The sequence below is a fragment of the Arthrobacter sp. WCS2018Hpa-7 genome, assembly GCF_031843805.1.
Taxonomy (GTDB): domain Bacteria; phylum Actinomycetota; class Actinomycetes; order Actinomycetales; family Micrococcaceae; genus Arthrobacter.
The window spans coordinates 1-21,552 of the sequence record NZ_JAVTJB010000030.1 but is presented as its reverse complement, the minus strand read 5'-3'; the positions used below and the strand labels follow the sequence as shown (position 1 = coordinate 21,552).

At 60.7% G+C, this 21,552-nt stretch carries 12 protein-coding genes; 4 read left to right on the top strand and 8 right to left on the bottom strand.

Annotation, left to right across the window (positions count from 1 at the left end; all coding sequences use genetic code 11):
- Nucleotide 1 precedes the first annotated feature (1 nt).
- Nucleotides 2-958: a sugar ABC transporter permease gene (locus RQH14_RS21445; protein ID WP_311215140.1), complete on the bottom strand. Its 957-nt coding sequence runs from the start codon at nucleotides 956-958 to the stop codon at nucleotides 2-4.
- A 114-nt stretch (nucleotides 959-1,072) separates the two neighbouring features.
- A complete protein-coding gene (locus RQH14_RS21440; protein WP_311215139.1) occupies nucleotides 1,073-2,206 on the bottom strand; it encodes a sugar ABC transporter substrate-binding protein in 1,134 nt (377 codons plus the stop codon).
- Between the two features lie 395 nt (nucleotides 2,207-2,601).
- Here RQH14_RS21440 and RQH14_RS21435 point away from each other — a divergent pair, with 395 nt between their 5' ends.
- From RQH14_RS21435 to RQH14_RS21420, 4 genes are all read left to right on the top strand, one after another.
- Nucleotides 2,602-3,621 carry a LacI family DNA-binding transcriptional regulator gene (locus RQH14_RS21435; protein ID WP_396136342.1) on the top strand — a complete coding sequence of 340 codons (1,020 nt, stop codon included), beginning with the start codon at nucleotides 2,602-2,604 and terminating at the stop codon, nucleotides 3,619-3,621.
- A 221-nt stretch (nucleotides 3,622-3,842) separates the two neighbouring features.
- Nucleotides 3,843-5,579, top strand: coding sequence for a ribulokinase (gene araB, locus RQH14_RS21430; RefSeq protein WP_311215137.1), 1,737 nt, complete (start codon nucleotides 3,843-3,845; stop codon nucleotides 5,577-5,579).
- Complete coding sequence (locus RQH14_RS21425; protein ID WP_311215136.1) at nucleotides 5,576-6,289, top strand: L-ribulose-5-phosphate 4-epimerase; 714 nt, start codon at nucleotides 5,576-5,578, stop codon at nucleotides 6,287-6,289. Before araB ends, RQH14_RS21425 begins: the two co-directional genes overlap by 4 nt.
- A 69-nt stretch (nucleotides 6,290-6,358) precedes the next feature.
- Complete coding sequence (locus RQH14_RS21420) at nucleotides 6,359-7,345, top strand: substrate-binding domain-containing protein (protein ID WP_311215135.1); 987 nt, start codon at nucleotides 6,359-6,361, stop codon at nucleotides 7,343-7,345.
- Nucleotides 7,346-7,391: 46 nt separating this feature from the next.
- Here the strand turns inward: RQH14_RS21420 and tal are convergent, their stop codons facing one another.
- From tal to RQH14_RS21390, 6 genes are all read right to left on the bottom strand, one after another.
- Nucleotides 7,392-8,522, bottom strand: a complete 1,131-nt coding sequence (tal, locus tag RQH14_RS21415) for a transaldolase (protein ID WP_311215134.1) — start codon at nucleotides 8,520-8,522, stop codon at nucleotides 7,392-7,394.
- 57 nt (nucleotides 8,523-8,579) lie between these two features.
- A complete protein-coding gene (locus tag RQH14_RS21410; protein WP_311215133.1) occupies nucleotides 8,580-9,041 on the bottom strand; it encodes a hypothetical protein in 462 nt (153 codons plus the stop codon).
- A 432-nt stretch (nucleotides 9,042-9,473) separates the two neighbouring features.
- Nucleotides 9,474-14,294 (bottom strand): Ig-like domain-containing protein, encoded by a 4,821-nt coding sequence (locus RQH14_RS21405; protein WP_311215132.1) that lies wholly within the window; start codon nucleotides 14,292-14,294, stop codon nucleotides 9,474-9,476.
- Between the two features lie 1,069 nt (nucleotides 14,295-15,363).
- Nucleotides 15,364-16,554 (bottom strand): hypothetical protein, encoded by a 1,191-nt coding sequence (locus RQH14_RS21400; RefSeq protein WP_311215131.1) that lies wholly within the window; start codon nucleotides 16,552-16,554, stop codon nucleotides 15,364-15,366.
- Between the two features lie 56 nt (nucleotides 16,555-16,610).
- Nucleotides 16,611-17,234 (bottom strand): hypothetical protein, encoded by a 624-nt coding sequence (locus tag RQH14_RS21395; RefSeq protein WP_311215130.1) that lies wholly within the window; start codon nucleotides 17,232-17,234, stop codon nucleotides 16,611-16,613.
- 79 nt (nucleotides 17,235-17,313) lie between these two features.
- Nucleotides 17,314-21,012, bottom strand: coding sequence for a DUF5695 domain-containing protein (locus tag RQH14_RS21390; RefSeq protein WP_311215129.1), 3,699 nt, complete (start codon nucleotides 21,010-21,012; stop codon nucleotides 17,314-17,316).
- Nucleotides 21,013-21,552 lie beyond the last annotated feature (540 nt).

Here is a 21,552-nt window from a genome sequence, read left to right as displayed (position 1 = left end):
ATCACTCCTTTTCGCGCAGTGCGCGGAATTGAACGAGGTTGATGACAACCAGGGCGAGCAGCACGACGACCGAAAGCGCGGCCGCCGATCCTAGATCGAACTTCTGGAACGCCTCGCGGTAGATGAGTTGAACAACGGTGATCGTGGAGTTGTCCGGGCCGCCCTTGGTTAGGATGTAGAACTGGTCGAAAGCCAGGAGCGATCCTGTGATGCAGAGGATCAGGCACATGGCGATGGATGGTTTGAGCAGAGGTAACGTGATGCTGCGGAAAGTCATCCAGCGACCGGCGCCATCGATCCGTGCAGCTTCGTAGATGTCGTGGGATATACCTTGGAGGCCGACCATCAGTAGCAGCATGTAGAACCCGGTGAACCGCCAGATAATGAGGAACACTGTTGACCAGAGCGCGGCCTCTGGGGTGCCTAGGAAGGAAACAGGTTCGTCGACGAATCCCAAGGCCTGCAGCACCGGGCTAATGGGCCCGATATTCGGGCTGTATAGACCCCAGAAGAGCAGGGAGGCCGATGCCAGGCCCAAAGCGCTGGGAACGAGGATGGCGGTGCGTAAGACCTTGTTCCAGCGGGTGGCTTCCTGAACAAGAAGTGCCAGGCCCATGGCTAGGGCCATCATGATGACGGTAACGATGAGGGTGTACTGAAGTGTAAAACCGATGCTGGGCCAAAGGAGAGGGTTATCTGCAAGTCCGACATAGTTATCGGGCGCATTCAGTCCCTTGTCACCGCCGAGGAGGCTCCAGTCACTGATAGACATTTGGCCGACTGTCAACAGTGGGACGACAAACATCAACAGCAGGAAAATCGCGGTCGGAGCGGCGTAGGCCAACCCGACCAGGGCGCGTTTACGGGCCTTGGGCATGCGCCGGCGGATCGGGCCCGGGGGGTGGATACTTGTGGCTGGGCTCGCCAGCCGTCTCTTGAATGTGTTTTCGACGGACATTTTGTGCTGCTTTTCTCCTATGACCCATAGGCGGTGACGATCCCCTAGGGTGTCGGTTGATACGGGTGCGGGCGCTAAGGCCCGCACCCGGTCCTGCTGGACTGGCCAGAGTCCCTATTTAGAGAGGACGGCGTTGATGGCTTCGTTGTTCTTGTCGATGTTGGCGCCCGGACCGAAGACAGCTTCCCGGAACAAGGACAGCCACGGACCGTTGGGATCGTTGAATGCGGCACCGAAGTTCAGCGCGAAGGGGGTCTTGCCCTTTGCCGCTACTTCGTTGATGGTGACCACCCGGGCGTCCTTCTCGGAGTACTTGTTCTTGGCGAGATCTGTTCGTGCAACGACATCGTTGTTCTTGGCCAAAACCTCGACCTGCGCTTCGTCACCCAGCGTCCACTTAAGGAACTCCCACGCCGCGTCGGCGTTCTTGCTGGTCGAAGAGATTCCGATGGCGTCGCCACCAACAAACGTCGATTCACCGCCCTTCAGTCCTGGAATCGGTGCAACGCCGGTGTTGGCCGGCATCTTTCCGAGCATGGTCGAAGGCATCGGCATGACGCCGACTTTCCCGCTGGGGAACGGGGCGGTCCAGGTGGCTCCGGTCTCGTCCGCCGTCCCGGCTCCTGCGACACCGTCAGCGGCAAGGCCGCGGTAGACCTTGTAAAGCTCCTTCGCCTCGGATGAGGCGAGATTAGCTTTGGTGCCGTCTTCATTCAGCACGGCACCCCCATCGCCCCAGATCCACGGGAACCCGGTGAAGACCATGCACCCGCCGCAGTTTCCACCAAAGTAAGTTCCGCTGACATCGCCGCCCAAAGCATTGACGGCTCGGGCCTGCTGGTCAAATTCCTGGATCGTTGTTGGGGGCTTGTCCGGATCAAGACCGGCCTTTGCGTAAAGGTCTTTGTTGTAGAAGAGGACGGATAGGTCCATGGTGTGCGGGACAACATACTTCTTGCCGTTCAACGTGCCCGTCTCGATATGCGACTGGGCGAGCTTGTCTCCGAATTCCAGTCCGTCAATGCGGTCGGTGATGTCCATATAGAGGCCCTGTGCCGTGTAGTTCGGCGCGAACACAACGTCAGAGGCGAACAGGTCCGGCAAGCTCTTAGAACCAGCCGCCGCACCTACCTTCGCCTGGTAGTCGTCCGTTGGGATGACAGTCAGCTTGACCTTGGTGTCGTGAGACTTGTTGTAAGCGTCAACGAACGCCTGGCTCTGGATTTGGGTGGCCGCTCGCGTCCACATCGTGAGTTCGCCTCCGCCGGACTGCGCGGGGGATTGGTTTGAGCCTGATGAACACGAGCTCAACGCTATTGCGACCGCCGCCATACCGGCGGTGCCCAGCAGAACACTGCGGCTAAATTTGCGTGGTGTCCTGTTAGAGAAATTGACCATTGCCCTAATGCCTTCCTGCTCGTCCTCGAGCTGCCCGCGACCCGATGCCGGGGGCTGATGCGCTCTCTAGGAGATGTTTGGCTGTCAGAACCGTCGATTGACGGTGACTCGGACGATCAACGAAACATTCCGAAAAGCTTTTTATACCATAGGGTCATGTACACTCGTGGTCAAGACCTAAAAGGTTTTCATGTCGGCTGAAGAATTTGGGAGAAGTATCCTTGGGGACTGTTGGTGGCGTTGAGATGCACGAGAACGGGACGCGGCCCCCGACCCTCAAAGACGTCGCAGCCCTGGCTGGTGTGTCAATCGCGACTGTTTCCAAGGCCCTCAATGGCCGGGAGCATGTTCGAGCCGAAACGCGGACGAAAGTCCAAGACGCCGCGGAAAAGCTGAACTTCCTGCCGAACGTGCTCGCCCAAGGCCTGCTCTCAGGACGAACCGGCACGGTCGGACTGCTGACCAATGACCTGGTCGGGCGATTTTCCATTCCCGTGCTGATGGGCGCCGAAGATGCTTTTGGGGCCGGGAGCACCTCGGTCTTTCTTTGCGATGCCCGCGGGGACGCCATCCGCGAACAACACCATCTACGCGCCCTGCTTTCCCGCCGTGTTGACGGGCTGATCGTCGTTGGCGACAGAACCAATCCGCGCGTATCACTGGGTAAGGATCTACCGGTCCCAGTCGTCTACGCATACGCCCCCTCGATGGACGAAAGTGATACCTCCGTCGTCAGCGACAATGTCGGCGCGGGCCGCCAGGCAATAGAGCACTTGGTCAGCTGCGGCCGCTCGCGCATCGCCTACATCTCCGGAAACATCGACTACGCCGCCGCCCGAGACAGGGCGCAAGGAGCCCTTGAGGCGCTCTCCGGCCACAGCCTTGAGCTTGTCGGGGGCGAAGTCTATTACGGCGCTTGGAGCGAGGCATGGGGGCGGGGCGCCGTCAGGACGCTGCTGGCAAGGAACCCGGAAGTAGACGCCATCGCCTGCGGAAGTGATCAGATCGCCCGCGGCGCTTTGGACGCACTCCGGGAAGCCGGCCGCAACGTCCCCGGCGATGTCAGCGTGATCGGACATGACAACTGGGAGCTGATCGCAGCCCAGGGGCGGCCACCTCTCACGACCATCGACATGAACCTCGAGCGGGTAGGGCGCAAAGCCGCAAAACTGCTTTTCGCGGCAATTGATGGAAAGACCTCGCCCGGACTGCACAACATCCCCACCAGTCTCGTCACCCGAGAATCCACGTCCCTGACCCACTAAGCAAGCAGGCTCATCACCCAACGCGCGCGTTTGGGGCGGAATCCTGATCAAAGCTTCCCGCGATCGGCAAAACTGCGGAACTACCACCAGAAAAGCTTTTCCGTTATTTTCTGGAAATACTTGACTCGTTGGTTGTGAGCGCTAACAATTGCATCAGACCTTCTTCACTTTTCCACCCCGACCCCCGGCAAAGAGGCCTTGGCCAGCCGGATGGAGACTCCATGAATACCTCTGAATTCCTTCCGCTGGACGAGCAGTTCGTCATTGGCGTGGACTATGGCACTTTGTCCGGGCGCGCCGTCGTCGTGCGTGTATCGGACGGGGCAGAACTTGGCAGCGGCGTGTTCGAGTATCCGCACGCCGTCGTGTCGGAAAAGCTCCCCGGTTCCGGCCAGCGCCTTCCGGCCGACTGGGCCCTTCAGGTCCCCAACGACTACCGTGACGTACTGCGCAGTGCCGTTCCGGCCGCCGTCGCAGACGCCGGCATCAACCCGGCCAACGTGGTGGGCATCGCCACCGACTTCACCGCTTGCACCATGGTTCCGACGACGGCAGACGGCACGCCGCTGAACGAGCTGGAACGCTTCGCGGACCGGCCCCACGCATTCGTGAAGCTTTGGCGCCACCACGCAGCCCAGCCGCAGGCTGACCGCATCAACAAGCTTGCTGAAGAACAGGGCGAGTTCTGGCTTCCCCGCTACGGCGGCCTGATTTCCTCGGAGTGGGAGTTCGCTAAGGGACTTCAGCTTCTTGAGGAAGATCCGGAAGTCTATGGCGCCATGGATCACTGGGTTGAGGCGGCCGACTGGATCGTTTGGCAGCTCTGCGGCAGCTACGTCCGCAACGCCTGCACCGCCGGCTATAAAGGCATTTACCAGGATGGAAAGTACCCGTCCGAGGACTTCCTTGCCGCGTTGAACCCTGATTTCAAGGGCTTCGTGTCCGAAAAGCTGGAACACACGATCGGCCGTTTGGGCGATGCCGCGGGCTACCTCACCGACGAAGCGGCGGCCTGGACCGGACTCCCCGCTGGGATCGCCGTGGCCGTGGGAAATGTTGACGCCCACGTCAGCGCACCGGCCGCGAACGCCGTGGAGCCCGGACAGCTCGTCGCGATCATGGGCACGTCCACGTGCCACGTCATGAACGGCGACGTGCTGCGCGAAGTGCCGGGCATGTGCGGAGTCGTGGACGGCGGCATCGTGGACGGCCTCTGGGGTTATGAAGCAGGCCAGTCCGGAGTTGGCGACATCTTCGGCTGGTTCACCAAGAACGGCGTCCCGCCGGAGTACCACCAGGCCGCCAAAGACAAGGGTCTGGGTATCCACGAATACCTGACCGAGCTCGCGGAGAAGCAGGCAATCGGCGAGCACGGCCTGATCGCGCTGGACTGGCACTCGGGCAACCGCTCAGTGCTGGTGGACCACGAACTGTCCGGTGTGGTGGTGGGCCAGACCTTGGCCACCAAACCTGAGGACACGTACCGGGCGTTGCTGGAAGCCACGGCTTTCGGCACGCGCACCATTGTGGACGCGTTCCGCGATTCGGGTGTTCCGGTCAAGGAATTCATCGTGGCCGGGGGGCTCTTGAAGAACAAGTTCCTGATGCAGGTCTACGCCGACATCACTGGCCTGCAGCTCTCCACCATCGGCTCCGAGCAGGGTCCTGCGCTGGGCTCGGCGATCCACGCAGCTGTCGCTGCCGGGAAGTACAAGGACATCCGCGAAGCCGCAGCCTCCATGGCAGCAGCTCCCGGCGCGGTCTACACCCCCATCCCTGAAAACGTGGCGGCCTACGAGGTCCTCTTCCAGGAATACAAAGCCCTGCACGACTACTTCGGCCGCGGCACCAACAACGTCATGCACCGCCTCAAAGCCATCCAACGCGCCGCGATCCAGGGCTCAGGACCCCACGGCTCGGCCACCCAATCCAGCACCCTGGAAGGAGCCTCCGCATGAGCGGCGTCTTTGGCTCTGTCGGGCAGCTGCGCCACGAGGTCTGTGCGCTGCACGCCGAACTGACCCGCTACGAACTGGTGGTGTGGACCGCGGGCAACGTCTCGGCCCGGATCCCCGGGCACGATCTCATGGTCATCAAGCCCTCGGGCGTCTCCTCCGACGACCTCACACCGGAGCTCATGGTGGTCACTGACCTTTTTGGCACACCTGTCAACGGCTTGGCGTCGCGTGGAGACAACGGCGGCATCACCTATTGGGGCAACCCGGACCTCCCCCCGTCCTCCGATACCGCCGCGCACGCGTACGTCTACCGGCACATGCCCGAGGTAGGCGGCGTAGTGCACACGCACTCCACCTACGCCACGGCCTGGGCTGCACGTGGTGAGGAAATTCCCTGCGTACTGACCATGATGGGTGACGAATTCGGCGGCCCCATTCCCGTGGGACCGTTTGCGCTGATCGGCGACGACTCCATCGGCCACGGCATCGTGGAAACCCTCAAGAACTCCAACTCGCCCGCGGTCCTGATGCAGAACCATGGGCCGTTCACCATCGGCAAGACCGCCCGCGAAGCCGTCAAAGCCGCCGTGATGTGTGAGGAAGTGGCCAGGACGGTCCACATCTCCCGTCAACTCGGTGAGCCGTTGCCCATCGACCCAGCCAAGATCGAATCCCTCTACGACCGATACCAAAACGTTTACGGCCGCTAACGCGGTGATCCTATGAGTCAACGGGAATCAAGGGAAGCGCCTCGTGCATCCGAACCCGGCAGGCCGACCATGAGGACTGTTGCGGCGTGGGCCCAAGTCTCCCATCAGACCGTTTCGCGGGTGCTCAACGATCATCCCCACGTCAGTGCTCCGGCGCGCCGGAGAGTTGAGGAAGCCATCGATGCCCTCGGTTACCGGCTCAACCCCGCCGCCCGGAGTCTGGTGACGCGCAGATCGCGCACCATGGGTGTGCTCGTCATGGAGCTCGCTGAGTATGGTCCTTCACAAATTCTTCTGGGTTTTGAACGGGCAGCCCGGGAAGAAGGCTTCTTCGTAAGTATTGCCAGCGTTCAGGGTGTCAGCAGCACCGAAATGCGCGCGGCCCTGGAGCACCTTGAAGGCCAGGCTGTCGAGGGGATAGCGGTCATCGTGTCCCGCGAGGGAGCTTCAAGGGCGATCAAAAACTTGGATACGTCCGTCCCGGTCGTGTGGGCCGGTGCGCATTCGGCCGATGCCCCAGACGCTGGCACGGTCGATCAACGTTCGGGTGCCCGCAAGGCGGTCGACCACCTGCTGGATCTGGGACATCGACGCATCGGACATGTGTCCGGTCCGCTGGACTGGTACGACGCCACGGAACGGTTGGAGGGATGGAAGGACGCGCTGGAAAGCGCAGGTTTGGCTGCCGACTTGCTGTTCTCGGGGGACTGGACAGCGGAGCATGGTTACCTATCCGGATTGCGCATTGCGGGCTCTTCTATCCTTACTGCGGTGTTCGCAGCCAGTGACCAGATCGCGCTGGGTCTACTTCGAGGTCTCCAGGAAGGCGGACTTCGCGTCCCTGACGATGTGAGCGTCGTTGGTTACGACGATCAGCCTGCAGCGGCCTACTTCTCACCTCCGCTAACCAGTGTCAGGGTGGACTTCGAACACGAAGGACGACGCTGTTGGGATGTGCTGGCGAGTCGTATCCAGGGAGGCGACGCCGCCAGGATTCCGACCATGTTTCCCGAGCTCGTTGTCCGACGTTCCACACGTTGCTGTGGTGAGGTGTGAGCTGCACGATTCCATGGGGACGGTTGGCTGTGGGCTTCGGCTGTCGCTAATGGGTGGGCAGTGGTGTGTTGGGTTTCGTTGTGAGAGCACGTTCGACCGCTGCCAAGAGTTCATCCCAGGACGCCACGAACTTCTGAAGTCCTTCGCTTTCGAGGATGCTCACGACGTCGTTGTAGGAGATGCCCACTGCCTCGAGGGCGTTGAGGTTCTCGATAGCCTCCTCATAACTGCCGGTAATGGTGTTGCTGATCACGGTGCCGTGGTCGAACGTGGCATCCAGCGTCTTTTCCGGCATGGTGTTGACCACTCCTGGTGCCACGAGTTCGGTCACGTAGAGGGTGTCCGGGTAGGCGGGATCCTTGACGCCGGTGGAGGCCCACAGGGGACGCTGGGGGAGCGCCCCGGCTTCGGCGAGCACTGCCCAGCGGCGGGTTGTGAGCGAATCCCTGAAGATGCGGTAGGCCAGCTGGGCGTTCGAGACCCCTGCGATTCCCTGGAGGGATCGTGCCTGGAGCGTGCCGATGGCGTCGAGGCGCTTGTCGATCTCGGAATCAACGCGGGAGACGAAGAATGAAGCCACGGAGTGGATCGTGGAGAGGTCGTGGCCGTTCTCCTTGGCCTGCTCAAGGCCGGACTGGAAGGCGTTGATGACCGCGCGGTAGCGCTCCAGGGAGAAGATCAGGGTCACGTTGACGCTGATGCCCTCGGCCAAGGTAGCCGTGATGGCTTCGAGGCCTTCCAGGGTTGCGGGGATCTTGATGTGGACGTTGTCCTTGTTGACCTTGGCGTAGAGGTGCTTGGCCTCGGCGATGGTTCCTGCGGTGTCCCAGGCCAGGCGGGGGTCCACCTCGATGGAAACGCGGCCATCCACACCGTTGGTGGCGGCAGCGACGGGCGCGAAGAGATCGCAGGCGTCGGCGACGTCAGTGGTGGTGATTTGGAAGATGGTCTCTTCGACGCTGGCACCGGCCGCGGCCTGCGCTGCGATGGTGGCGTCGTAGTCCGTGCCGGAGGTGATGGCGGCGTGGAAGATGGACGGGTTGGTGGTGACACCAACGACGTTCTTTTCGTCGATGAGCTTCTGCAGCGTGCCTGTTTCCAGGCGGGTGCGGGAGAGGTCATCGAGCCAGATGGAAACGCCGGCGTCGGAGAGCTGCTGTGTGGGACTTGTGGACATGTGTTTTCTCCTGGATTCTGAGGCAGTTGCTTTGTGTTTTTGTCGGCTAAGGCCTGCTCACCGCGGGTGCGGCTTGGTGAAGCTTCGGGCTGTCGCGTCGTCTTCTTCCTCACCCAGTGGGTCTTCGCTCCGTCCGGAGCTGTTGTTCGGCAGTAGGCGCACAGACTGAAAATCACTGAAATGGTGGAGCCTGCGTTCGTTTTGACTGTTCCGGATCCAGATGATCTCTCCGTCGTTGGTTCGGGCCTCGACTGTTGCGAGGTATTCCGGCATGCCCGGCGCACGAAGGGACACCACGTCTCCACTGGTCAAGCGTGTCCAAGCCGGCAGGGTTTGAGCTTCGCCTTTTCGCGGCTCTGGGTCCGCGTTGTCTTCTTGTTCGGGTGCAGCGAAGTTCCGTTCGCCCCCATCGGCAATATCAGGGGCAATCAGGCTGAGGCCAGCGTTGGATGGGGCCGCACGGGTTTGGTTTTCCGAGCGGAAGGCATCCGGTGATGCGAGAATCCGGCTGGTAGCCATCCCTGGAGCTGATGAACCTTTGCCCTGTGGGAACTGGATTTGCGCGGCGGTTCCCCTGATTCGGAGTGTGTGATCGATGCCGTTGCTGGTGCGGTCAGGTACTTTTTCTTGGCTCATCGTTTCGGTGCTTTTCGAAGTTGTCGGACGGAGATGCCGGTCGGGCGGAGATGCGGGTCGGCTGTTGACGTCCCGAGGACTGGTCCCGGGCCCCGCCGACGTCTGTCTTGGGCGCAGGCCGCCTTTATGGGGGCTACCTGGCGGCCGGTAGGATGTCGGCTCGGACTGGGAGATCGATTGATTAGGCAGCAAGGTGGCAGGCAATGGGAGGGTGTTGCCCGGGACGTCAGCCCGGTTGCGGTCGGTGATTGTCGAATTGCTTAGGGCGGCAGGTGCCAACGGGATGACGTTCTCCGAACGCCATCCCGTTGGCGTTTAGCAAGTTCGCGGCTCGTAGGGGACTTCGATGGTTCTGGTGACCGGCGCGCCGTTCAGGGTTGCGGTCGCTTCGACGGTGACCGCCCCTGCGGGGATGGAAACTGCCCGGGTTGTGAATGCGTTCGTGGCGGACTTTCCTGGTGCGACTTGGGTAAAGGCTTTGGTTCCGTAGGCAGTGCGCATGTTGATGTACATCGGCACCGCCTCTTGGTTTTTCGCCGCGATGGTAAGGATCACCTTTCCTGCGATGCATCTGCTGGCCGCCGTCACCGACAGGTGCAACCCGGACGGGGCATCTATCTTGAATGCCGTCGCCGCCGAAGCCGTCGATGTTCCGAGGGCGTTGGCTGCAGTGACGGTGACGGTGTAGTCACCCGCCGTGAGGTCCGCGAACACGGTGTTCGTCGTGGTGACGGTTTTTGTGATCGGAGCGGCTGCTGTCTGGGTGAGCGTGACGGTGTAGCCGGTGATCGGTGCCCCGCCATTGTTCGGAGCTGACCAGGTCACGGTTGCAGTGTTTCCTGCGACAGCGACAGCTGGCGCCGCGGGGGTGGCGGGCTTCGTCGTGGCGACAGGGTCGTATTCGACAGAGACGATGACGCTTGCCCGCGCGGAACTTCCCGTGATGGTTCCTTGCACTGTGAATTGGCCGGCCTGTGCGTACTTTGCCGGGTCGACCGGATCCCAGGTGACCGCCCGGGTCTCTTTGGCCCCGCTTCCTCCGCTGAAGATGGCAACCGCTGTTTTCGGCAGGTCCGGCGCTTGTCCCACATATGTCAGGGCAGTCTGGGGATCGATTGAGGTGATGTCGGTCCCGCTCTCGCCGACGCTGACCGTTGCGGTGAGCGGAAGGCTGGAGCCGGCGAACGTCCCAGTGGCCGTGAGGATCCCTGGAGTGTTATAACGGGAGAGCTCGATGGCGTCCCAGTTCACACGCAGCTCGCCGCGTTTGCCATTGGAGTAAACGACCGTCGCGGTGCCCGGAAGACTGACGGGTGTGCCGACACTGGTTCGCTTGGCGATCGCTTCGTTGGAGACCGGATAGTCACTGAAGACATCGAACTCGGAAACTGCCACCGCAGAGTATCCAGTGTTCGCCGTCGCAGGGCTTGCCTGGAAGGTCGCCCGCAGCTGGGCGGTGGTGACGGGGTTGAACGCCACTTCGCTGGTGGTCCCGATGCCGTTGGTTGGATACGTGGCACCTGGCCGCAAGACCACTGGCTTCCATGTGCTTCCGTCCAGGTATTCAAGTTTCCACGCGGCGGGGATGGCGACGCCTGCACCTGAACCCTGGGACGCATCGTTCCAGAACGCAGCTCCGGCGCCTGCAAGGCGCATCGGAGTCGCCCACGTGTACGTCAACGTCTGGCTCGCGGGGCGGTTGTCACTGTACGTACCCCACAGCTTCGTTTGATCGGTTTGAGCGGTCGTCACCACTTCGCCGTCGTTGACGGCGCTGAGGCGGTTCCATGCCGCCACGTAGGAGGTGGTCGGTGTGGCGTACGAGCCCACTTCCGGGCCCAGCGGCCGCACATCGGAGACATCAATGATCTGATCCTCTGTTGTCTGCTTGGCCGTGTCTGTGGCCGTGAAGCGCAGGGTGTACGAGCCCGGCGTGGAGAATCGAGCCGTGGTATTGGGTGACGTGCTGTCAGTAAACGTCACCGTCGCGTCATCCGAGGGCTTGGCAATCACTGTCCAGGCTTGGGACAGTTCACCGCTCGGTAATCCGTCATCGGACACGGTTCCGGTGAATCGGGCGATGCTGGGATCGGCGACGCTGATCCGCTGCATGGTCACCTTGGGCGCTTCATTCTCGGCCGGCGTGTACGCCGTGCTTACTTTTCGGGCTTGGAATTCCTTGATGCCGGTCTTTTGACCCGGCTGGTGGGAAACGAGGATCCGCAGCTTATTCGTCTGAACATCCGCGAAGCGAATTACGTTTTCATTTCCCGTGGGCACCTGAGGGGTCCTGGCCTGTGCAGTCACGGATTTCCAGGCTGCTCCGTCCCAGTATTGGATGGAGTAGGACTTTGGGGCGGCGTATCCCTGAACGGTTGTGTAGGAGGACGTGCGGTAGAAATATGCTTTGGCTTCGTTCACGGTCTGCATGGTGCCGAGGTCCACTTCGAGCCAGTCACTGGCGTTCGGTGAGCCGGCAGTCCCCCAGAAGGGTTCATTGACGGTGGATCCGTCGACGGCGTTCGAAGCGTCGTTCGTGTTCCCTGCCGGAGTCCTGCCGGTGCTTGAGTACGAGGCCGTCGCCTGTTTGGCTTCGGCAAGGTTCGGTGACGAGCTGGAAGCGGGATTGATGTCGACGCCGGCCTTGGCGAGCAATCCGACCACAGGGTCGGTGGACCCAAACCGGACGTCCTTCGCTGCTTTGACCGCGTTTGCCTTGTTGTAAGTAATGTTTGCTGTGGTCGTGACCTCGCCTGTATCAGAGTCGAAAGTGACGGGGACCAAGGCATCGATGGTGAAGGCCCGTTCACCATCCAGATAGACCGAATAGCCCTCCGGTGTGTCCCCGTAGTGCCGCTCCCCACCCGGTTGATCCCAAACGATCGTGAGGTTTTTGTCGTGATATTTGAGGTTGTTGGCGGTGAAATGGTCCCAGCCGACATCGATCGGGGAAAGCTCGATCTTGTTATCGGTCCGCGCCTGCAAACCCATTGCGTCTTCGATCACCGTGAAGTTGGTGGTGCCGAGCTGTGTCTGATGGATCCACGAGCGGTATTTAATCGATCCCCCGTCCGCGGCAGAACCGTGAGACCAGAACTCGTTTTCGTTATGGCGGGTGACGTCACCTTTTTCATAGGAGGCCCAGGCATTCCAGTAGAGCATCTTCTTGTAGTAGTCGCTGGTCAGATAGTTGTTCGGATAATCGCGAAGGGTCGAAGACAGCAGTCGGAACATCACTGTGGAGTTGATGGTGGAGAAATTGTTCGAGTAGTGCTTGCCCGAGCCCGCATCGCGGGCCGCGCGCGCTTTCGCGTCTTTCTGGTTCGCAGTGTAGAACGGGAACGGCGCGTAGTGCTCGCTGTCGACGAACAGCCGGAACGCTTCGAGGTACTTCGCATCGAAATCAGGGTCGCCAGGTTTGGGCATCAGGCCGACCGTGTAGGGATAGTACATATTTACTTCCTTCCAGGGGATCTTCGTTCCCGCTGGAAGACCGGAGCTGCCGTCGGAGTAGGCGGCCTTGATCATGTTTCCGAACAGTCCGGCTTCGTCAGCTGTCGCGCGTTTGTCTTCCCACATGACATCCAGGACTGCCTTTTTGATGGCGGCTGCCTTCTGTTCCATGCGGTCAGCTGCAGCCGTGTCACCGGCGAGCCGATACGCTTCAGCCGCTGCCTGCGCGGCCGAATAGAGGTAAGCGGTCTCGGGCCGATCCATGGGGGAGGAGGTCCACGCGGCACTGTTGCGCCAGGAGAACGAGACGGCATCGACGTCGTTCCCGGTCATTGCAGGGTTGGAGTATTCGATGAGGTTGTTGTTGTTCTTGTCGAAATCGCCGAGTTGGCCGGTGATGTCGTCTTCTGCATAGGTCGCCAGTTTTTCGGCGACGGCGGCGTCGCCGCCGTGGATCTCGTAGGAATTCCAGGCTGCTTCGGAGATGTAGTTCGCGTAGCTGCTGTTCCAGTTGTTGGGGTTGCCGGGGTTATCGATGTATTTGCTCTGTCGTGCCGTTTCTCCGGCGGAGAGCCACGTGCCGTAGGCGCTGGAGGGATCGCGGAAGTACTTCATGTCCTCGATGAACATGCCTGCTGTCAGTACGATTGCGTTGTTGTAGGCACCCCCATAGACGCCTTCGATGGAGGTCGGGAACTGGTAGTCGTTTCCGGGGACTTGGGCGTCGAGGAAATTGGTGCGAAGCAGCCACCAGCGGTAAAAGAGAGTTTTGTCGATCTCCCCGGAGGGCGTTTCCAGGTAGGGAATGTTTTCCACCCACCACGAATTGTAGGTGGACGTTTGCCCCTCGTAGGCAGCTTGCGGCGCGGCCGCGGCCACCGTGACGAACTCTGTGGTGCTCTCGGGGATCTCGGTCGTGGTGAAGCCCATCTGGATCTTCAGGTCAGAAACCATCGGGGAAGCACTGATCGTGCGGACGAGCCTGGAGCCATCAACGGTGAACTGATCCCCAGAGAGGCGCGTCGTCACCTGAGTGACGTTGTTTGCGGTGGTGACGGAACCGGTGAGTTCATTCCCGGCCGCGGTGGGTGTGAAGGTGGACTTCACCGCCAGGGCAACGCTCCGGGTGGAGCCGTCGGTGGTCGTGATCTGAAGCCGTTCCACGGCAACGTTTTGTCGTGTAATGAATTTGGTCTGCTTAACCAGCAAACCGCCGCCTGTGTACTCGGAGTACCAGTAGCTTGGGGTATTGTGCCGCTTGGCCTGGGTCTCCTGCAGGGTGATTTCACTGCCCCCAACGGTCGCGGTGAGAGTGTAGGCGGCGCCGCCGAGATCCTCGACGTAGGCCACCCGGCCCTGGAAACCGAGCCCGGAGTCCGAGTTCTGCATGTACAGGGCCCGGCCTCTTGAGAAGAAGACGCTGTTGTTGTCGTAATCAATATTGCTCGGCTGATCCGAGCTGTAGTCAAGCCCACCAGGCTCATCCGGCTGCACTCCGTCGCGCGAGAGCATTTTGTCCAGCCAGTAGTCTTGGCCCGGGACAGTGCCTGCCCCGGCAGCAACGTCCGCGGCATAGACTTTCGCCAAATAGGGCGTCGTCGGGTCATAGCCGGCGCTGGTCACGGGAATAGCCTGGTCGCCGTTGACGAATGTGGGGTAGCCGAGGGAGGCATTGGTGTTCATCAGCCCCTCTCCGTACGGGTCCCACGCATCCGCAGCGTATGCCGGGCCGGAAATGAGGACGGAGCCGGCGAGAGCAGCCGTCACCGCCGTTGTTATGCATGCGGCCAATGCCCGCGGCCTGTGATCATTTCGCGTCAATGCGGACGCTCCCGTTCTGTTGGACCCCCAAGGGGTCTACCCGTGTTCTTGGCCATGAAGGTGGCGGTGCTGCTGGTGTGCAGCGCCGTCGTGGCCGCAGCAATGAAGAGGACAATATCAGTCGGACAATCAAACGGAAAGGGTTTTCGTATTTTTTCGTTTGATGGGGTGTGGAACCAAAGGAATGTACGGTGAGGCTTTCGCGGGCCCACCGCCGGAGAGCCCAAGAAAAGGAGCCTTGTTGATTTTTTAGGGTCTGTTGCCCCCGCATTTCAGTTCGGGAAGATCACGGAAACCACGAAACTTGATGCGGTTTGCGTTTTATGCGCTCGGTCCTCCGACGTAGTGGGGCATGCCGTGCTGGTGGGATTGCTGGCGCCTGTGACCGGGGATGTCGACAACCGCGGGCCACTGCCTCCGACCGTGTTCAATCACGCCAGGGTATTGGTCTCGACTAAGGTCCTGCGGAGACGGCCGCAGGGCCGCAGGACAGATTGAGTGCGAACATTGTTTCTATCTCTGTTTCTGCGTTTTTTCGGTCGAGGTCGCCTGATCCGGTGTCCTCAGTATGCTGGTATGGCGCCGGACAACGAGTGCTGCGCCGACCGCGATGAGGAGCATCGGGAGCAAGATGGAGACGTCCGCTCCGGCAGGGGGGAGCATCTCTGTACAGGAATTGTTCTCAGCGCATGCCCGTTCAGTGATGGTGACGAGTATGCTCAAGACGGCGTCGTCGTTGAGGGCCGGGTCCGGGGCGGTCGCGCCGCCCAGTAGCGCAACCAGGGTGCCGAGCCCGAATGATTGGGGGCCTGCGAACGGGGGTTGGTTCCCTTGGCGCGTCAACGGACCTAAGGCTGGGCTGAGGCGCAGAGGGGGCTCACGGCAACAAAGCGGCCGTGGAGAGCTGGATCCCGTGTCGCCGGCTGAGCACCTACAGTTCATGCGTGGTCTCTTCCTCTTGTTCTTCTTTGCACTGGTGTCTGTGAACTTTTGATTGGTTGTTTCTGGAGTCGGCGTGTGGAAGCGGTGCCGGACTATCGGGAGGTCCGCTCTCATTGTCTTGTCCAGGTTGCTCCGCTGCCCGGGGCAGGGCCGAACGGCGACCTTCGTTGCGTGCGGCTTCAATGAGAGCGGACGTTCTCCGGCGTGCCTTTTTTCGTCCGCCGACGACTGCAAATGCGGCCAGCAGGAGGCCGGTGAGTACAAGCAAGTGTGACCACGGGATGGCCCACACTCCTGTTGTCGATGTCACGGCAGCCAGAGCGCTCCGTGACCCATTCAGGGCTACCACGGTCGGATCCATTCTCAGGCTGGCTTCGATGTACAGGGTGGGCCAGGCATCTCCAATGAGGGTCGTGACTTTCCGGCGGTCACCTGGCAGCAGTTCCTGCCCGCCCTCGGCGCCTTCCAAGGACACGGTGTTTTGTCCAGTGCGCCCTTGGCCGTCGACGTGAAGTCTCACGTTCCCGGTATTGACCGCGTCGCCCGAGATAAGAAGCTCTCCCGGTGTGAACGGGTTCCATGAGAGGGCGTAGGTTGCCTTCACGTTTTCCAGTTCCAGTTGCGGGCGAAGTTCGCCGGTGACGCGTGTCATGACCCGGAATCCGATCCTGCTCTCGACTCCGACGGAGGCGCTGTTGTCCCCTTCTTTTGTTGAAAGCAGTGAAGCGGCAAGGCCCGCGGCATGGTCGCCTGGTTCGGCGCTTGTCGGAACCGTGACGGTGAAAGGGACTATGGCGGTGGCACCAGGATTGACGGTCACCGTGTCGGTGACGTCAATCCAGGTGCCGGCGGCCACGGAGTCGCGATTGGAGGGCAGCATGTTGAACCTGCCTGCAGGGGTGAAGTAGCCGTCGGCGGCGGCAAGACGGAACGTTACCGTTTCCGCGCTCAGGTTACTTATGGCTAAGTGTTCCCCGGCAGCTTCTCCTGGATCGAGTTCCTGTTCGACCCATGCCCGTCCATCCGGACCTGTGGAGTCCGCTGGTCTCACGGACCATGTGATGCTGGGCCCGTCGGCCGCCATCGCTGATCCGGCCGGGAACGTTATGGACAAGAATGCCACGATGAGGGTGCCCACGATTGAGAGCAGCGGCCGGGGATGGAGCCGGAAATAGGTCATGAATCACTCCAACGAGGGGTGGGGACGCGTCCTCGCGGGCGCGCCCCCACCTTGTCTCACTCGAACAAGGAAAGGGTCAGCGTGGATCCGTAAGAACCTGATTGAACCGTGGATGCGGTCTTGAGAACGAGCTGCGCGTTGGCCGTCCACTGTCCTTCCGGAGCGATGGCTTCAGAGTCAGAAGCCAGGGCGAGAAGCTCCTGATCGACCAAACCCACTGCATCATCTCCGGAGTCCAGAACGGTGTCCACATGGTCACCTTCGGCGACTTGTCCGCTTTCGCCGCCATCGATCAAGCGCGGGGTCCAGCCCAGGTTTCCGGCGCTGATGGTCGGTTGCCCGGCGTCTCCGGTGAAGTCCGTCGAGGTTCCGAGGACGTACCAGCCGGATCCATCAGGGATTTCGGCGGCGGTGCGCGTATCGGTGACAGTGACGGTCGGGAGGGTGCCGGTGAACTGACGGATGGTCGGTGTGGAGCCGCCTTCGGTCAGCTGCACGGATGTCCCCGCCACGGTCATGGCCAGGACGCCGGGTTGGTCAATCTGGGCGATCTCGACGTTCACGTCCACGTCGTCATCGCCGAACTCCGCTGCCACGGCGGCGGTCGCGACGCTGGTCAGGATCAGTCCCGCCAAGGTAGCGGCGGCAGCCCGATGGAGGATGGTACGGTCTGTCTTCATTTTGTTTGCTCCTTTCGGGGCCGGCTGTTGCCGGCCCCGCATGGTGGTTGTTTCCGCTTGTTTCAGTGCGAGTTCAGGGTTATGGGCAGGAGCGGCTGGTGTAGTTTGCCTGCACGTCGACGGTTGTCGGCTGGCCATTGACTGTTGCAGTGGCTTTCACAGTTGCCTGCCCTGCCGGAATCGATGCCGCACGTGTGGTGAAGGCGTGCACGGCCTTCTTGCCGGGCTGAACCGCGGTGAAGGCTTTCTGTCCGTAAGTTGAGGTGAACGTCATCGCTAGGGGAACCGTGTCAGCATTGCTGGCCTCTACGGTTAGAACAACCTTTCCGGCGATGCAGCGGCTGCTTGCTGTGGCGGTTACGGAGAGGGAAGCAGCCGGCACAGAGGTGATCTTTAAGGTGCCGGCATCTTTGGCAAGGTTGGACAGTGCCAGGGACGCGGTTTTGCCGTCGCTGGTAACCGTCTGGGCTTGGCGCGTTCCGTCGACGAAGACCTGGTAGGTGCCGGTGGGCAGGTTTCGGAGCGAGAACGTGGGGGAGTAGGTAGCGTCCGTCACGTTCTCAAGTGCCAATTCGACGGTGGACAAGTCGGTGGCGATCTTGGCAGCGGTGTATTTAGCTCCACTGATTTCGACTCCGAATTTGTTCTTGTTGAACATGTTCAGGCGCTGACGTACCCCGTCTTTGGGGGTGATTTGGTAGGTTCCGCCGACGAGCTTCGCGTCTCCTCCGTAAGCGTAGGTGCCAAAGATCTTGTCATCGACGACATCGACTGCTGCCGTCTTCAGACCGCCCCAGAATCCGAGTGCGGACTCACCCGACCATGCCCACCAGCCGTTGAGGTTTGGCATGAAACTGTATTCGGAGGTGCCCTTTTCGCTCTGGAACTGCCAGGAGGCTGCCCCGTAGTTTGCCGGGTCGGTGCTGATCTGTCCGGAGTTGATGTTCGCCCAGCCGGCCAGGTAGGCCCCGTACGTCGAGCGCATGGTTTCGTCAAAGTCAAAGCCGTTGGCCGGCGCGTCGTAGGAAGTCAGGTACTCCTGCTGCTGCCAGGCACCCAGCTGTGTTTCATAGCCGAGGTTCCACCATGACTCTCCCATGTGACGGTTGTCGCCACCGTAGTAGTACCAGAGCGGCTGGGTTCCACGCGCTGACAGCGATGCCGATGTCACCTTGCGGGCTAGTTCGTTGTCACCAAACATTTTTGCCAGGGTGTAGTTGGCCTCGAATGCTGTCGTGTCGATGCTCATCTCTGAGGCGAACGGGTACTTCTTCGACGCGAAGACGTTGTACTTGTTCTGGAAGAACTGTTGCAGTTTGTCCGCCTCTGCAGTTCGGCCTGCGTCCTTCAGTGCGTCCCTGACAAGTGGGAGGGAGAGTTCACCCATGGAGGCCATTTCGCGTGAAGCGTTCGGGAGCCACGCACCGGCATCGCTGTGCTCGAAGTACGCCCTCATGGTGTTGTAGGCGAAGTCGAGATATTCGGCGGCGCTGCGCTTGGTCAGCTCGGGGTGGGCTTTGGCGATCTTGTACATGCCGTAATAGGTGTTCCAGATGTGTGGGCTGTTCATGACACGCCATGTTGCCAGCCCGTCACCACTCCCACCGTTGCCAGCATCGCTGCCCGTTGCTGGACGGTCGCCGTCTCCACCGTCATACCAGTGGTAGACGTTCCACGTCCGCTGCCCGTCCTTCCACTGGTTCTGCAGGTAGCCCAGGAGGAAGTTGTCGATGTAGTAGTCAAGGGAGGTGATCTGATCCCCGCTCGGCGACAACGAGTTCTTTTCGGCGAGGAACGCTGCCGGTGACAGTCCGGCATCGTCGGAACCGCCGGTCATCCAACGAAGTTTGAACTCGTCGATGCCCGTGAGTGCGGTTGTTCCCACGTTCTGCCTGGTCACCATCTGCTTGGTCCGCATGTCCCATTGAAGGTAGGCGCCGTCATAACCGCGAGCAGGGTCTTTCGCCTGCTGGTTTTTAGCGATGAACGATGCGTTGGCCTCGATCAGTTTCTCGACCGGTTCAATTGAGTAGTACTGCAGGACCGATTTTTTGCCGCCGGCATATTGGACTGTCACGAAATTCTCGCCCAATGAGTTGAACTTGACGTCGTAGAGTTTGTAGCCGTTAGCCTCACCCGCAGCGGTAATGGTTGCGTCATTCCCCGCGGCGCCCAGTCCTCCGCCGGGAACGACCGCATCAATGCCTGCTTTCGCCCGCACTGCAAGTTTTGCGGTGGTGTCCTGCGGAATGGTCATGCCAGGCAGTGAGACTGTGTCGACGACACCTGCCTCGTACAGCACGTTGTGGAGGTCAGCGTAGTTCTCAGCCCAACGGAACGTGAACCCATAGCTCGTTTTCTGACCGGCAGGGACGGTAGCTGACGTTGCTGGCAGGTACTGGGCAGCCTTGCCGGCGTTCACCCGTGTCGGTGCGGCACTCTTGGAGTGCACGTAGTACTCGACGAGGCCTTCGAAGTTGGGGTCCACCTCGGCGAAAGGGCCTTCGCCGGGACGTGCCTTGTCCTTGAACTCAAGCTGGGTGTTCTCATCCGGGACCATGACCAGGTAGGGGCCTTCACCGTTGGGTCGCTGCCAGTACATGTAGGACCCGTCATCGGCCACAAAGGAGTGCCGGGCGACGTTCTGCTCGTAGATGGCGGTCTGGTCATGTTCTTTCCACCAAGAGTTCATGAGCAGCGGGACGCTCAAGTCCTGGATTTCCATTGGCTGCGCCGACGTGTTTTCAATGTCGATGGACCAGTCAAGGACATCCCGGCTTTCGCCGGTCAACGCGTACTTCTCGGTCAGGTTGAACCCACGAATTCCGGCGGCGTTGGCTGAAGTCCCTGAGTAGCCAACTTCAATTCCAGCCTCCGTCGATGTGACTTTGCGGATGTCATCGGAAAGACCTGTCATTCGGGGACTTCCGTCGACCTTCAGCCCGAGGTCTCCCACCCAGCGGGAATCGTTAACGTCGAAGGACGGCCTATTCTTAGGGTTCATGACATAGTTCGTACAGCTCGGACCGTCGGTTGCGTTGCCGAGATGGTAGACACCCCCAGTACTCCGGCTCACTGCCACATTGAAGCTGTCGGAAGTCAGGATCTCTTCACCCAGCACAGGATTAGGCGCGACGTCGCCTGTTACAGCGAATTCACTGACCCCGAGGGCTGCGAAGCTGGTCCCATTGGTCGTCGCGTCAAAAACCGCACGGAGCTTAGACGTATTAATGGGGGACGCGAACGTGACCGCGTTGACTGCGTCCTTCGCACGAGGATACGACGCGCCGTCCTTCAGTGCGATATCGGTCCAGGAAGCTCCGTCCCAGGACTGCAGCTTCCAGGACGTCGGAACAGCGAGGCCATCCCCTGCCGTGTCCGACGCGTTGTCGCTCCAAAACGCAATGGACGCCCCGGTCAGAGTTCCTTGCCCCGACCAGTCATACTGGAGCCATTGCTGAGCGGGACGGTTCGAGGAGTAAGTTCCCCACAGCTGATTCTGCGCACCGCCGTTATGGACGACACTTCCATCATTGACTGAGTTGATGTTGTTCCATGACGCCGTAAATGACGCCGAAATCGTTGCGTGTTGGGCCGGGGTAGCGGCCGACGAAGGTGCTTCGCAGCGCTCTCCGGAAACGACAGAGGGCGCCTGTCCTGCGGCCGTGGCCGTCCCAATTGAACCGTTGGCGAAACTGATGGCTGGGGCTGCCAGCCCCAGCACAATTGCCGCGGCCAGCCCAGTTGAGGTCACTGGGAGCCGAAATAGAGTTTTCATATCACCGCGCACTTCCTTGTCGCGAGAGAAGCACGGACACTATGCCCAGCTTCCCGGGACACACCGCGTGCACCCAAAAGAACAGTAGGGTAGCCAAAACATTAAGTAAAGGTTTTCGGAAATTTTCGCGCAGTCGATCCTCTCCCGTGAACCGCGTGGAGAGAGCGTTAGCCAATGAGATCCGAGTGGTACAGATACTGCCCTGACTGAAGAGCTCGCTGTACGACCCCGCTACTTCTGCGATAGCGGCTTCGTGAAGAGGTACTCCCTTCTGCCCACCGCAGGAAGGTGTTAAAACCTTCATTCGGAGGTTTGGAATGGGCCGACGGGAGTGCCCTCACCTCTAATGCCGATAACAGAGATTCCGTAAACCTGTTGGGACTCGGACACCAATGCTTCAGGGCATGTCGAGCCGGGTTTTGTAGGCGGTGTTTTTGTTGGTGTTCCAACCGGCGATGATGCCGGCGCCGAGCATTTGGTCGGTGAGTCTGGCGAAGCGGTAGCCGGGGTCGGTGTCGAGGGCGAGTTGCATGAATTGGT

What these genes read in the sequence shown, in the direction of transcription:
- RQH14_RS21445 (WP_311215140.1), bottom strand. Translation starts at nt 958, where the DNA reads ATGTCCGTCGAAAACACATTCAAGAGACGGCTGGCGAGCCCAGCCACA.
- RQH14_RS21440 (WP_311215139.1), bottom strand. Translation starts at nt 2,206, where the DNA reads ATGTGGACGCGAGCGGCCACCCAAATCCAGAGCCAGGCGTTCGTTGAC.
- RQH14_RS21435 (WP_396136342.1), top strand. Translation starts at nt 2,602, where the DNA reads ATGCACGAGAACGGGACGCGGCCCCCGACCCTCAAAGACGTCGCAGCC.
- araB (WP_311215137.1), top strand. Translation starts at nt 3,843, where the DNA reads ATGAATACCTCTGAATTCCTTCCGCTGGACGAGCAGTTCGTCATTGGC.
- RQH14_RS21425 (WP_311215136.1), top strand. Translation starts at nt 5,576, where the DNA reads ATGAGCGGCGTCTTTGGCTCTGTCGGGCAGCTGCGCCACGAGGTCTGT.
- RQH14_RS21420 (WP_311215135.1), top strand. Translation starts at nt 6,359, where the DNA reads ATGAGGACTGTTGCGGCGTGGGCCCAAGTCTCCCATCAGACCGTTTCG.
- tal (WP_311215134.1), bottom strand. Translation starts at nt 8,522, where the DNA reads ATGTCCACAAGTCCCACACAGCAGCTCTCCGACGCCGGCGTTTCCATC.
- RQH14_RS21410 (WP_311215133.1), bottom strand. Translation starts at nt 9,041, where the DNA reads ATGGCTACCAGCCGGATTCTCGCATCACCGGATGCCTTCCGCTCGGAA.
- RQH14_RS21405 (WP_311215132.1), bottom strand. Translation starts at nt 14,294, where the DNA reads ATGAACACCAATGCCTCCCTCGGCTACCCCACATTCGTCAACGGCGAC.
- RQH14_RS21400 (WP_311215131.1), bottom strand. Translation starts at nt 16,554, where the DNA reads ATGACCTATTTCCGGCTCCATCCCCGGCCGCTGCTCTCAATCGTGGGC.
- RQH14_RS21395 (WP_311215130.1), bottom strand. Translation starts at nt 17,234, where the DNA reads ATGAAGACAGACCGTACCATCCTCCATCGGGCTGCCGCCGCTACCTTG.
- RQH14_RS21390 (WP_311215129.1), bottom strand. Translation starts at nt 21,012, where the DNA reads ATGAAAACTCTATTTCGGCTCCCAGTGACCTCAACTGGGCTGGCCGCG.